The following is a 13,992-nucleotide window of genomic DNA, read 5'->3' on the forward strand; positions in this document are numbered from 1 at the left end:
CCACGTTTAGCTTATATTTTTTGAAATTCTTTTCAAAAAATAATTACTTACCGCTATTTTAGCGCCATACTGACTTATATATTATTAGCAAATAGTATCGTCATCGCACGATTTTATATTGCTAATAAGGTTATACCCCAGTATTCATTACTGCATTTTAGATTCGCGATTCTTTGAAGCCGATCTAATTTATTTTCTATGCAGCCATTACATGGAGCACTCGCCTTGATTACTAGCCCTAATGATTCCAAACAATATCGCCACATCACGCTCCCAAATGGTTTAGCGGTATTATTGATCCAAGATGATCAATGTAAAAAATCCGCCGCCTCAATGTCTGTCGCTGTGGGTCACTTTGATGATCCCCAGCAACATGAAGGACTTGCGCATTTACTCGAACACATGCTTTTTCTCGGTACCGATAAATATCCCAACCCCGGTGAGTACCAATCATTTATTTCCATGCATGGTGGCAGCAACAACGCGTGGACAGGCACCGAATACACCAACTATTACTTTGATATTAACAACAGCTATTTCCATAATGCGTTGGATCGTTTCGCTCAATTTTTTATCGCCCCCAGCTTCAATTCCGACTTGTTAGACCGAGAACGCCATGCTGTTGATTCAGAATTTAAGCTAAAACTAAAAGATGATGTTCGCCGTTTTTATCAAGTTCATAAAGAAACTGTCAATCCAACCCATCCATTTAGCAAATTTTCGGTGGGTAATCTCTCTACGCTCGCAGACACAGAAACCTACACCCTGCGTGAAGAACTGCTGCGATTTTACGAACAACATTACTGCGCCTCTTTAATGAAGTTAGTTATCCAATCCGAACTTTCACTCGATAAACAAGAACACATGCTTAACGAGATGTTCTCAGCTATCCCTAACCGAGGCATAAACGCGGTCCCTTTAGCGACCCCTTTATATACCGACGCGCAATTACAACAAGCTATTTGGGTTGAATCGATCAGTGGCCACAAAAAATTATACATCTGCTTTCCGCTCGGTGATATTGTGCCCTACTACCAAATCAAACCATTGAGTCACATTAGTCAGTTACTTGGTGATGAAACGGAAGGAAGTTTACTGTCGTTGTTAAAACGCAAAGGTTGGGTAACCGCATTATCCGCAGGTAGTGGTCAAAGTGGTGCTAACTTTAAAGATTACAATGTCATTATGGGCTTAACGAGCGATGGCTTTAAGCATATTACCGAGATTGTCGAATTCTGTTTACAATATATCAAACTGATCGCAGAACAAGGTTTACAGGCGTGGCGTTATGACGAAAAGAAAAATTTCTTAGAGCAAGCATTTCGCTACCAAGAAAAAATACCGGCAATAAAAAATGTCTCTCACCTATCGCAAAACTTACATATTTATCCACCTGAACATGTCATTTATGGTGATTACATGATGACGGGCTTTGATATAGAGGCTTGTCGTTTCTTTTTACAGCAATTTAATGCTACGAATATGCGGTTAATGGTATCGGCACCAAACTTGGACACCAATAAAACAGCCGCTTGGTATGACACCCCTTATCGTGTCGATGACTTTACACCTTACCAGCAACAACGCTGGGCGAATGTAGAGATTGATGAAAGCCTGGCACTGCCGATAAAAAACCGCTTCATGAGTTCGTCTTTAGAAGCCCTTCCGCTTGATGAAGCCAACCTAACTGAGCAACCAAGGCTAATTGATCAGAGTGAAGGTTTTAAAACTTGGTTTATGCAAGAACATGAGTTCCATTTACCTAAGGGTAATATCTTCATTTCAATAGACAGTGAATATGCCATTGCCAATACCCATAATATTGCGATGACCCGATTAGCGGTTGAACTCTTGATGGAGCAATTAAACAGCCTGACTTATCAAGCCGAGATTGCAGGCATTAATTACCACATTTATGCGCACCAAGGCGGCTTTACCTTACACATTACCGGGTTTGCCCAGAAACAGTTCGAATTATTAAAACTGATCATCGGTCATCGTCACTTACAAATGATTGATAGTGAAACCTTCTCGAGTATTCGTAATCAGCTGCTTATCTCGTGGGAAAATCAGAAACAAGCAAAACCAATCAATCGCTTATTTTCAACGCTCACTTCGGTGCTACAACCAAATAATCCCTCAAGCGAGCGCTTAGCGAAAGCGTTAGTGAGTATTAAGCAGGAGCAATTACCTGAGTACTTGGAAAAAGTATATCAAAACATCAGTGTTGAAGTATTCATACACGGTGACTGGCATCAATCTCAAGCGCTAGAAATAAGCCAGTATGTGAAAGATAAATTGCATCCATTTAGCTCTCCCGGTAAAGAGACAATACGTAAATTAGTGGACATTCGCGATACAGGTTCGTTGGTGCATGAAGTTGCTACTGAACATAATGATGCCGCGCTGATTGTTTATTACCAAGCATCAGAGATATCACCAAAAGAGCTCGCTTATTACAGTTTGGCTAATCATGTGATGTCGTCTAAATTCTTCTATGAGTTACGCACCCAGCAACAATTGGGTTATGTCGTAGGTACGGGTAATATCCCGCTTAATCGTCATGCGGGTTTGATGTTCTATGTACAGTCACCACATACTCAACCAGTGAAACTGTTGGATGCAATCAATGACTTTATTGATTTCTTCCCGTTCGGGATGATCTCGTTTACCGAACAGCAATGGCAATCAAGTAAACAAGGCTTGATCTCTAAATTACATGAACCAGATGCCAACATAAACAGCAAAAGTAAACGTCTGTGGCACGCCATTGGTATTAAAGATAAAACCTTTAATAAATCCGAGAGGATCGCAGAAGAATTAGAAAAAATAGAACGCATCGACCTTATTCGCTTTATGGTGGAATTAAAATCTCGCACCTCTGACCGCTTGATCATGTCTACGATCAGCCAAGTAAATAAACATGACGATGAATACGAAGAAGATCATGTAGAAAAGCTTGAAGGTACCTATATTGCAGATGTAGAAGCCTTCCAGCAACAAAGTAATGTGTTTGAACTCTAACTTATATAGCCATTAATGCAAAAAGGCGCTGTCGGTTATTAACCCACAGCGCCTTTTTTTAAAGCAATTTTTGTTAGCTGCTTAAACCAATGAAACCACCCAAGGTAATCAAAAGGCCACCTGTGGCTTTATTGATCTTATCTTGATAACGATTGAGCATTTGTTTAAGTGTGCCACGGTTCAGCAATATGATGAAACACGACCACAGTACTGCCGTTTCTAAAAATATAGATAAGCTAATTAATAACTTGTCTGATGTTGGTGTTTCAGGTGCAATAACCTGACTGAATGCCGCCACCATGAACATCAAGATCTTCGGATTTAATAAATTACACAATAAACCGTCTAAATACGCTTTCGTTGGACGATAGTTCAATGTACCGGCATCCACTTCAATGTCACTTTTACCTGCACGCAGTGATTTAATACCGATATAAATAAGATAAGCAGCACCTAACCAACGCACAACATTGAACAGCATTGGGTGACTCGAAATCAGTAATGAAATACCAAACAAACCTAACATCATGTGTACGGCTAAACCAGAAATAATACCACCAACACAATACCACGCGGCACGTTTAGCGTTTAGGCTACCGTATTTTAGCACTAACATCATGTCAGGGCCTGGGCTGAGCATGCCAAAAAAATTAACTACTAATAAAGACACTATAATTTCGTACATAATGATTACCACTCCATTGCGTTAGGGTAATCATAGAACGTTAATCGAAATGAATATAATGACTTCTTCTACTCGACTGCAGTCCCACTAGGAATGTTGCAGCTTAATTGCGCATGTAGTTCATCACGCAGCCACTTATGTGCCAAATCATGGTCAAAACGGGGATGCCATATAATTGCAGCCTGTAAAATAGGTAATTTGATCGGTAATTCTTTTCGCGTAAATTGCTCACCAATGATTAATTTATCTGCAATAGAGTTAGGTATGGTCAATAAGTGGTCAGTTTTAGCGATAATACTAAAAGCCGAAGAGTAAGAAGGAATACGCAATGCCACGTCTCTAAACAGTCCTTGAGCAGATAAGGCGACATCAATATCACCCGCTTTGTCTGAGCCCGAGGTAATAATGCCATGTGGATATTGGGTATAATTCACTAATGTTAACACTTCATTTTCTAATGGATGTCCTTGCCGCATAATACACACGTAATTATCTTTTTCTAACGGTAAATAGGAGAGATGTTTATGCTCGGGTCTAATAATTGTTGCCCCTAAATCAATCTCGCCACGCTCCATCGCCGCTAACGTAAACTTATCCCAATAGGTGAGGTTAAGTTTAATGTTCGGAGCCTGTTGATATAAATGTGCAAGGGCGGCAGGTAGAATATAATCGGTCACGTAATCGGTTGACGCGATGGTAAACTCACGCTGAGATTGTAGCGGTTCAAACCCTCCGGCTACTAACAAGCCATCAATATTATTTAAGATCTGTGCCAGTACTGGTTTTAATTGTTTGGCTTTTTCGGTTAACTGACTTTTATTATCCAGTTTTATTAATAACGGATCGGCAAATATTTCACGTAATTTCGCCAGGTTTTTACTCATTGCCGATTGTGTAATGTATTGACGCTGTGCAGCAGCAGTGACTTGCTGTTCTTGTAACAAATACTGCAAGCTGACTAATAAATTTAGGTTGATACGTTGTAAATTAATCATTTAGTTTTAATTTTAAATCTGCGTTGCCTTCACGATAATCCATTGTCACCTTAAAGCCACAATATTTCGCTAATTTAATCATGCCCGAATTGGTTGGCATGGTGAAACCAACCATATTTTTCAAACCTAATTGGCGACAAAACGCAATAATTTTCAGCATAAGAGCTTTACCTAAGCCCTGCCCTTTCAAATCTGAGCGTACCGAAATGGCAAATTCAGCTTCCCCATTATCCCAATCAAAAATAGCGTGTACAACCCCTAAGGTTTCAGGCTGCCCCATCGGGTTCTTCGCACTGGCAATAAATACCATTTCACGTTCATAATCAATTTGCGTTAACATCGCCATTTCAAAATGACTGAATTTAGAACGTGCGCCAAAATAACGTAGGTAACGATCATCTGCGGTTAACGATGAATCAAATGCCTGATGTTGTGGCTCATCTTCGTGACGGATCGGTCTTAATAACACCGCTTTACCATTTTTCATGGTGTAGATACTTTCCAGCTCTTTCGGGTACGGTAAAATCGCTAACTTTTGCAGTGAACGTCGACCACGTAAACCAATATTAACCTTGTCCATTTTGATGTTATAACCACTGCGCCCCAATTCTAATGGATCTATCGAAATAGATTTGATCATCGGGAAATCAATGATCATCTGTGAAATACGGGTTAATATTTCACACAAGCCTTCCATGTTTAAACGCACAGATAAACTACGCTCACGAATAATTCCCTGCTTGATAGAACCCACCACAAGGTAGCGAGATAACGCCATATTCAATGGCGGTAATGCAACGCCAGCATCTTGATCTATGTCCCAGTCACCACCTGCTTCACCTAAGCAAATAATCGGACCAAAGGCCGCATCGTCGACAACTTCAATACGGAATTTATTCACTTCATCTTTAGTTAGCGTCGTATCCGACATAATCCCGTATGCGGCGAGTAACAAGGTGATACCTTTTTCGTTGACCTCCTTCACACCTTTACGCATGGCTTTGTCGATCATCATCTTAGCATCAGTAATCAAACCTGGATTCAAATCAGCTAATGTTTCAGGGGTTTGGATTAGCTGCTTTTGGTGACGTCTAAATTTAACAATATAATTGAAGGCATTCACAGCCACTTCTGGTGTACCGTACGACGGAATACCGGCTTTAATCAAGGTCTGGCGGGCAATGCGACCACTGGTTTCCCCCATCCATGAAGTAAATATAATCGGGCCTTTTTTGTTATTTTTAACCAGTTGTGGTATCAATTTTTCGGCGGTAACATGGCAGACTTCCGTCACCTGTGGCGCATGAATAATCAATAAAGCATCGTACTGTGCATCTTCTAATACAATATCGATCACTTTACTGTACGCCTCTGCGTCAACGCCACCGAGTATATTAATAGGATTCATGCTGGTAATTTTACCCGGTAATGCTTTTAATAATTTCAGCTCGGTTTCATAACTTAATTCAGCCAGCTTACAACCAGATTTAATCAGTACATCAGTTGCCATATACGCCGGAGAACCACCATTCGAGATGATCAACATTTTATCGCCACGCACAGAGCGCTTGATCGTCGCAATAGTTTTGATTGCCGACAGAAGTTCAAAGGTATCATTAACCCGTAACATACCCGAGCGTTGGAATGCGGCTGTATAAGCGGTGTTATAAGATATTTTATTGCGTCGGTCTTGTAATAACGCCGTTGGTCCGCTCACATTTGAACTTGAACGTACCACCACAATTGGTTTTTTAAATGCCGCGGCTCTCGCTGCCGACATAAAACGGCGTGTATCAATAATATTATCGACATACAAAGCAATTGATTTAGTAAAACGGTCGCGGCTTAGATAATCGATTAAATCGGCAAAATTAACATCAATACGGGTGCCAATCGAAATGAAACAAGAGAAGCCTACGCCACGCGTTTCAGCCCAGTCGATCATAGATGTAGCAAACGCCGCGGATTGTGAAATAACCGCTACATCACCCGCAGGCGGTGCGACGTGAGCCAAGCTGACATTTAATTTAAGACGCGGATTTAATACCCCTAAACTACTTGGGCCTAATACGCGAATATTGTATTTTGCCGCGATTAAGCCAATTTTTTCCCAAATATCGGCATTGCCTTCATAAGGCTCATCACTAAATAAGATGACCGCTTTACAGCCGACTTCACCGAGCTCTTTAACGATCTTAGCAACAAAACGAATTGGGGTACAAATCGCACCAAGATCAGGAGCTATGGGGAGCTCATTTGGTTTCTCATACGCTAAAATCCCACACACATTATTCGATTTTAATGATACCGGCATAATTGGACCATCATACTGGCTGGCAATTAAATTTTTAACGACCCAATAACCAATACTTTCGGGGCTATTTTTAGCGCCAATAACGGCAATAGATGAAGGTTCTAATAATGCTTTGATATTCAATTGGGACATAGTTATGAGACCGCCTGTTAAATACTACGTTTTCTATAGGGTAATGATTTTTTGATAAAATTACGAGTCACTGCAATAATTTGATTCCACTTTCCCATGACTTTTCTTTGAGTTTGAGTTTCCAATACTAATACCGCTTGTTCTGATGCCGCCCATGAATCATTAAGTAATGATTTCGCCGCCACAATCGCATCTGGAGAGCGCGTTTTAAGGCTATCAACAAAGGTCATCGCCGCCGCCATTGGATCATCACAGACATGCGTCACCAAACCATATTTCTCCGCTTCGATACCGCTAAACTTACGCCCTGTCATCGTAAGCTCTTTGGCTATATCAATACGGGTGAGCTCACGCATGGTGACCATGCCGCTCATATCAGGAATGAGTCCCCATTTAATTTCCATCACAGAAAATTCACAATCGGCGGTGCTATAACGGAAATCAGCCCCTAACGCAATTTGCAGTCCACCACCAAAGCACACACCATGGGTGACAGCAATGACAGGAACAGGTATTTGACGCCAAAGATAACCGACCTTTTGCGCCAGATTAGCAAGTTCGCCTTCTTCACGTTTTAATAGTTTGCCGGGATTGAGGGGGTTTTTGATAATACTTTTGACATCAAGACCAGCACAGAACACCTTACCATCACCACGTACAATGACTGCTCGGATGGCTTTATTATTAGCAAGTTCTGTTGCTGTGTTATCTAATGCATAAAACATATCCATGTCTAATGCATTGTACTTTCGGCCTCGATTTAGCGTAACAATAGCGACATCATCGTTAATATCCACAGTTACGCGTGGGGCTTGTATGCCCGCTTGATTATTTGGCATCCTCTAACTCTCCTTGTATTAGATTCAATAATAAATCGTATCACAAGATAGTAGAGTAAAGAGTCACTTTAGTTTATGACATACCTCAAGCTTTTACATGCTTAGAGTAAATACCCACATGACCTTGAAATACAATACTTAGATTCAAATATAGAGGGTATTACCAACTTTACTTAAACTGGTTTCTTAAAACCACACCATAGTTTGTGCGACTAAGCCAAATTTATTTGAACCACCATAACTGGCACCAACATCAAGATGGAAAACATTAAAGGGAGATAAACCGATACCTGCAGTAAATACTTGTTCTTTATTGCCTTGCAAATCTTTTACATAACCAGCACGCAGTTGCATTGCTGACTGTAGGCCAATTTCACCACCAATTCTCAGCATTTGGGTATCATCAAAATCATCTTGAACACCCGATAGGCTGTTTATATTTTCATAACGCTTCTTGGCATTAACGTCAACATCAACGGCTAGCGTTAGATAGTCACGACTCCAACTTAACCCTGTGGTGACAATTGGATTTAAATTATAGCTAGCACTTGAATCATTCATCGGTTTTAAATCGATCTTTTGTGGGATTAAGTTTTTAACCGCTGCACCCACGCTTAGTCCATGCTGCAAACCAACTTCCATCCCTAAATCTAGGTTGAAGCCTTTCTTATCACTGGTTGCACCATCTTTGTATTTGTCTGGATCAAATGTATTAATTGTTTGTGAGTAGTTATAAGTCGAAATAATATTGTATTTAGGTGATATGCCGATATGCATGCCGCCATAACGCGTATCGAATTTACGCGCAAAGGTCATACCAAATTCAACCACAGAGATCGCATACACACTCATTTTAGAGTCGATGACACCATTGTTAACATCATCCGCGATTACATCAGAGAAAATGAAAGAATCGGCATAGCCTTTAAGAAACACATTGGTGGAGTAATAACGTGTCGGCACAGACGCAACTAAACCAAAGCCAGCTTCAGCATAGGCTTTATCTCCCGCAATTGTAGCTAACGCAGCATCAACTGCTGCGGCATCACCAGGGAGGTTAGCCTTAGAAACAACATCATAAATATTTGAAGCATCATGATATAAATCATCTGGATCATCGACTTGAAGGCCAATCACAGGTGCTAACAAACCAAAGTCATCACGCACATCATGTTTAGCTGCCATTGCAGGATTGTGAAACGACGCAGTAACGTAATCCGCCGTAGTAACACCAACGCCGCCCATTGCGTATGAGCGAGCATCAAACTCCGTAGCAGATAACTGACAACTTGTGGCAGCAATGCCAAGCGTAAAAGGCAACAGCAATGATTTCGAGAATTGAATCTTCATCAGACCATGAATCCTTATGATATTTAAATAGCGATATGTTCCATCACCAAAATTATAAGGTTTATATCGTCATTCCTACTAACAACTTTAGTTAATTTCGTGTAGTCGCACGAAAAAATGGAGAAATACACGACTTATAGATTATTTTTTGATCGTGCTCACAATACGTAATTATGAATACTGATGCTCAGTAATGCAGCAATCAAACCTCTAATAAGAATTTTTCATTGACCTTTACGGGCAGATTCCCTAAAGTACGCTTCGTTATATACCATATAACAATCTGATTAGGTGACGTGTCCGAGTGGCTGAAGGAGCACGCCTGGAAAGCGTGTAAAGGGCAACCTTTCGAGAGTTCGAATCTCTCCGTCACCGCCATTCTCTTTGTTAAAAGATTTATATTAAGATGCTTAGCGCATCTTTTTTTGTATCTAAAATTCAGTAGGCAATAAACTTTTACAGTCCTATTCTGCCCCTGTTCAATATTAGGCTATCCTATTTCAATAGGTTAGCGACTGATGGGCTATACACAACAAAGAACAGTAGTAATACAGTGAATGTTAAGTTATAAGAGCTGCTAGAAATATCAATCATTTTTAAATTGTCGTATGCAGGTGGAAGAATTGAGTAAAAATAACGAGTCACATTTAGTTTCTGGTCGAGAATGTGGAGAGTGTACAGCCTGCTGCGTTGTCCTTCAGATTGATGATGAACATTTTAAAAAACCTGCCGATCAAGTCTGTTCAAACTTGATGGAAAAAGGTGGCTGTAAGATCTACACCAAAAGACCTTCAGTATGCCAAGACTGGCATTGTGCATGGCGTTTCATGCCACAATTAGATGAGACTTGGAGACCAGATCTATCAGGGATAATGGTTCGTTCAGATGAGAATGGTATTATTTTCCAACCGATTCACGATCCTAAAACCGTGTTAATTACAGCACAAGCAATCGAGTTAATTGGTGGTGGTGTTGCCCAAGGCATTCCAATGTCGATGTCGATCCCTATTCGAAAAGGCTATCGTAGTTATAGCACTGCGCTTAACGAACCTTTAGCGGCAGCCGTAGAAGCAAGAAGTCTGCCGATGATCCAGGACCAGATGCTGGAACTGATTGAGTTTTCATTAGCGCAAAATACAGCGATAATTCCAACCATCGAGCATTAAAGAATAAGCAGACCACTACAACATAGCCTCTAGACCCATCACCTATGGATTGTCGTTTTTGAGGCTTTTTAAATACTACCGATTAAATTCTTATGGCGTCTCTGCCCCTTAACTATCAAACAACCCAGTCACTTTACGTAATGGTTTTAATTCTGGTGCTTTACGCTGTTTTTTAGCCTGTAAGATCGTCATGGTTTCTTCTAAACACAACATACCAGCTTGCCAAGTTGCCATGTATTTCAAGCTATCGTCAACACCGTGATCGCGGCTGTAATTAAGCATCTCTTTACTGCCTGTCACAGCCAGTGGTGAATGTGCTGCAATTTGACTGGCGATCTGTAACACCCCATCCAACATAGCCTCTTGTGTTTCGAACACTTGATTAACCAAACCAAATTTATCCGCTTCTGCGGCACTAAAATTACGGCCTGTGTACGCGAGTTCACGCACGATACCTTGCGGTAATATACTCGGTAAACGCTGTAATGTACCCAGATCAGCGGTAATGCCTAACTCCACTTCTTTAATCGTGAAGAACGCATCTTGCGTGCAATAACGCATATCTGATGCTGCGATCAGATCTAACGCACCACCAATACAACCACCTTGAATTGCTGTTAATACGGGTACGCGTAACTGTTCAAGATCAGTAAAGACTTGCTGCAATTGCATGATAAAACGACGCATCGCTTCACTGACTCTAGCTTTCTCTTTACCCATAGGGAAATTATCAGGGCTTTGGAATACGTCTAAATCCATACCGGCACAAAAATGTGGGCCTTGCGCCGAAATCACCAATACACGTAAATCATCTGTCATCGAAAGCCCCGCGATAGCCGCAGGGAATTCACGCCAAAAATCCAAATTCATTGAATTCAATTTATCAGGTCGACTAAATTGTAAATGCGCAACGCTATTCTCGACTGTTAACGTAAAAGTGTTGTAACTCGATTCTATGTCCATTTTCATCAGTTCCTTGATAATGATTACTTTATGCTAGCAAAATGAACAGCGGTCAGCATTATCTTTACATTACATATTATTATCTGTATCTCACACTCCGTAAATACATCAATAACTTACCTAAATAGAAAGAGAAAAACAGCGCCATATCGCAAAAAAAAAGCATAAATCAGATGTGAACCACAGAGCACTCAATGAGTACCCACTTAGGGTTACCTTAATCATAAGCCGTGATCAAGATCGCTTAATAAGCACCTCTATATAATTATAATAAAACCAAGTTAGAGCCATTGCTCTACGCCTTGGTTAATAAGTTATAAACTGATTGGAGGTAGTATGAATATTCCTGCTTGGCAATATATTGTATCCATGGGTGGTTACATATTATTCCTACTGTTAATGGTAGAAGGCATGCGCCGGACCCCAAAACTGACCGCTGCATTTTGGTTACTCTCATTATTAACCGCGCCCTTGTGGGCTGAAAACTTAGATGGTTGGTTCCGCTGGGCTAAAACTGTCAGTGTGCTGATTCCAACCGCAATTGTGGTCGGTGGTGCCCGTATCGCGTGGTTATATCATGATAATCCAAATAAGTTCTTATCATTCTTCCGTGGCGACTGGGTATTAAAAGTGCTCTATGCGGTACTCTTCCTTAACATCGCAGAGGCTACTGTGAAAGACTTCGCAACGGCCAATTATTTTAACGCTATCTGCGGTCTGATCTTGTGTATCACCATTCCATTCCCACGCTACAAAAACGGTCAGCGTATGTATTGGGTGATCGGTCGTGATAAACCCAATGATTTATTGTTCTATTCGACCGCCGCCTGGAACTTCCTTTATACAACTTGGAATCTAGCATTCGTGTTTGGCGAAAACCCAGGGTTCTTCGCGAGTTCATTCTGTATATTAATGGCAGCAGAGCTCTACCCGCTCATCAAAGGTCGTCCAGAGCTATACATGACAGCACGTGTATATACGCTAGCGTTCCATATCCTGGTACGTGCAAACGCCGACATTTTCACTCCGGTGATGGATTCTTCAAGCTGGGCCAGTGAGCAAGTGCTCTGGTTCTGGGGTGCAATCAACCTTGCACTACACGTTCCATTTGCCATTTGGTACTTCAATAAAAAACGTAACAACCCAACCGGTGAGCCACCTTGTGGTAAAAACCAACCATTACTGAGTGAATACGCGGGGACGGAGTTGGATCCTACAATAAGAGGAAAACGAATAAGGGTTTGATTATATCAATGTGAATACTCAACAAATCGCGTCCATGGGATGGACGCAGTCCCTGAATCTAAATGATAGAGAGCACGATGATGACAAACAGAATTAACGCTATCTTTATGGCCATGTTGGCATTGCTACTGCTGGTCTGTGTGAGTGGTGTAAACGCAGCCAGCAATGATATGGCCTATGTACCCGAGATTAACAATACCATTTGGCAAGGTACACGTGATGGCAAACCAGGTGAAGGTAGTATGCTTTACCGCTTAGAATTTTCAGATAATAACCAGGTACAAGTAATCAAACAATCAGGGGGATTTAACCACAGCGAGCCGCAAACTTGGCACCAACAAGATAACCGCATCATCATTAACAGCGATGCAAACTCTAAAATTAAAGATTTTGACGGGGCAACGCTCACATTCTTCGCTGATGATCGCATTAGCTTTAGCCTCGATAATGATTCATTTACCATTCATAAGTGGTATCAATATCGGGCTTATGGGCACGTACTCTTAGTATTACTTGGCCTAATGCTACTGAACGAAATATGTCGCCGCGTAGCTTGGAGTAACTACTTACTGTTCTTTATTTTACCTGTTGTACTTATCCCTCTGTGGTCTAGCTATGATGTTACTTACTGGTTTAAATGGGTAAAACTTTATTCGGTAGTCGGTGCAGCTGCATTATTCACCCTGATCCGTTTTACCAAAATAGGTAACATGAAATGGGCTAAATTTGGTGCCGCCGCATTCCTCGCCATTAATATCTCCGAAGCAGTCATGCAAGACTTCAGTATGGGTAATACGGCAAATGTGCTGAATGCCATTGGCGGTATCTTATCAATTATCACCTTAACCGGTTGGCTAAGTATTCAGGCAGACAAGAGCAAAGAGAAAGACATGGTTTGGCCAGCGATGACTATCTTCTGGATCATTGCTTATGATGTATGGAATATTGTTTTTGTTTACTTAAATTTCCCAGGCTCAGCGACAGCCCAATTGATGGTACTCATATCGGCAACCATTCCCGCATTATTCATTAAAAAAGGCACTTGGTTACAAGCCCGTGCATTTACCTTAGCGGGTTCATTTATGTATTACTTCAGCAACCCCGCCATGTTTGAAAGTAATGTTGTTGTCATGCCACGTAATGACGAGTTAATGCTTGCCGCAGGTGCCGCCAGTTTCATTATCAATAGTATTTATGCTTACTTATTTTTCAGTAAAAAATGGCAACAACGTCAGCTCACAAAAGTTACTGCATGATCTCATGCCATTAACGATATAGA

Annotated in this window: 10 protein-coding genes and 1 tRNA gene; 5 read left to right on the plus strand and 6 right to left on the minus strand. The window is 41.1% G+C overall.

Features of this window, described 5'->3' with window-relative positions; genetic code table 11:
- Positions 1-225: 225 nt before the first annotated feature.
- Positions 226-3,024: an insulinase family protein gene (locus HWV01_RS17020; protein ID WP_249185356.1), complete on the plus strand. Its 2,799-nt coding sequence runs from the start codon at positions 226-228 to the stop codon at positions 3,022-3,024.
- Positions 3,025-3,097: 73 nt separating this feature from the next.
- Here HWV01_RS17020 and HWV01_RS17025 read toward each other — a convergent pair whose 3' ends face one another.
- From HWV01_RS17025 to traF, 5 genes are all read right to left on the minus strand, one after another.
- Complete coding sequence (locus HWV01_RS17025) at positions 3,098-3,709, minus strand: LysE family translocator (protein ID WP_211672674.1); 612 nt, start codon at positions 3,707-3,709, stop codon at positions 3,098-3,100.
- 68 nt (positions 3,710-3,777) lie between these two features.
- Positions 3,778-4,704 (minus strand): LysR family transcriptional regulator, encoded by a 927-nt coding sequence (locus HWV01_RS17030; RefSeq protein WP_211672675.1) that lies wholly within the window; start codon positions 4,702-4,704, stop codon positions 3,778-3,780.
- Complete coding sequence (locus HWV01_RS17035) at positions 4,697-7,150, minus strand: bifunctional acetate--CoA ligase family protein/GNAT family N-acetyltransferase (protein WP_211672676.1); 2,454 nt, start codon at positions 7,148-7,150, stop codon at positions 4,697-4,699. The genes HWV01_RS17030 and HWV01_RS17035 overlap by 8 nt, the downstream gene beginning before the upstream one ends.
- 17 nt (positions 7,151-7,167) lie before the next feature.
- Positions 7,168-7,989, minus strand: coding sequence for a crotonase/enoyl-CoA hydratase family protein (locus tag HWV01_RS17040; protein WP_211672677.1), 822 nt, complete (start codon positions 7,987-7,989; stop codon positions 7,168-7,170).
- 186 nt (positions 7,990-8,175) lie between these two features.
- A complete protein-coding gene (traF, locus tag HWV01_RS17045) occupies positions 8,176-9,339 on the minus strand; it encodes a conjugal transfer protein TraF (protein ID WP_211672678.1) in 1,164 nt (387 codons plus the stop codon).
- 290 nt (positions 9,340-9,629) lie between these two features.
- Between traF and HWV01_RS17050 the strand changes: the two genes are divergently transcribed.
- Positions 9,630-9,717 (plus strand) — tRNA-Ser (locus HWV01_RS17050).
- A gap of 245 nt (positions 9,718-9,962) precedes the next feature.
- Positions 9,963-10,505 (plus strand): hypothetical protein, encoded by a 543-nt coding sequence (locus tag HWV01_RS17055; RefSeq protein WP_211672679.1) that lies wholly within the window; start codon positions 9,963-9,965, stop codon positions 10,503-10,505.
- A 108-nt stretch (positions 10,506-10,613) separates the two neighbouring features.
- On the opposite strand, the gene HWV01_RS17060 is transcribed toward HWV01_RS17055, so the two are convergent.
- Positions 10,614-11,468 (minus strand): crotonase/enoyl-CoA hydratase family protein, encoded by an 855-nt coding sequence (locus tag HWV01_RS17060; protein WP_211672680.1) that lies wholly within the window; start codon positions 11,466-11,468, stop codon positions 10,614-10,616.
- 336 nt (positions 11,469-11,804) lie between these two features.
- Between HWV01_RS17060 and HWV01_RS17065 the strand changes: the two genes are divergently transcribed.
- On the plus strand, positions 11,805-12,713 hold the full coding sequence (locus HWV01_RS17065) for a hypothetical protein (protein WP_211672681.1): 909 nt from the start codon (positions 11,805-11,807) through the stop codon (positions 12,711-12,713).
- A 77-nt stretch (positions 12,714-12,790) separates the two neighbouring features.
- Positions 12,791-13,969: a DUF5692 family protein gene (locus HWV01_RS17070; protein WP_249185357.1), complete on the plus strand. Its 1,179-nt coding sequence runs from the start codon at positions 12,791-12,793 to the stop codon at positions 13,967-13,969.
- Positions 13,970-13,992 lie beyond the last annotated feature (23 nt).

Origin of the sequence: Moritella sp. 5 (assembly GCF_018219455.1) — a bacterium.
Taxonomy (GTDB): Bacteria; Pseudomonadota; Gammaproteobacteria; order Enterobacterales; family Moritellaceae; genus Moritella.

Bases quoted from the DNA above. Each gene is read 5' to 3' on its own strand.
- HWV01_RS17060 (WP_211672680.1), bottom strand. From the start codon at position 11,468: ATGGACATAGAATCGAGTTACAACACTTTTACGTTAACAGTCGAGAAT.
- HWV01_RS17030 (WP_211672675.1), bottom strand. From the start codon at position 4,704: ATGATTAATTTACAACGTATCAACCTAAATTTATTAGTCAGCTTGCAG.
- HWV01_RS17070 (WP_249185357.1), top strand. From the start codon at position 12,791: ATGATGACAAACAGAATTAACGCTATCTTTATGGCCATGTTGGCATTG.
- HWV01_RS17035 (WP_211672676.1), bottom strand. From the start codon at position 7,150: ATGTCCCAATTGAATATCAAAGCATTATTAGAACCTTCATCTATTGCC.
- HWV01_RS17065 (WP_211672681.1), top strand. From the start codon at position 11,805: ATGAATATTCCTGCTTGGCAATATATTGTATCCATGGGTGGTTACATA.
- HWV01_RS17040 (WP_211672677.1), bottom strand. From the start codon at position 7,989: ATGCCAAATAATCAAGCGGGCATACAAGCCCCACGCGTAACTGTGGAT.
- traF (WP_211672678.1), bottom strand. From the start codon at position 9,339: ATGAAGATTCAATTCTCGAAATCATTGCTGTTGCCTTTTACGCTTGGC.
- HWV01_RS17025 (WP_211672674.1), bottom strand. From the start codon at position 3,709: ATGTACGAAATTATAGTGTCTTTATTAGTAGTTAATTTTTTTGGCATG.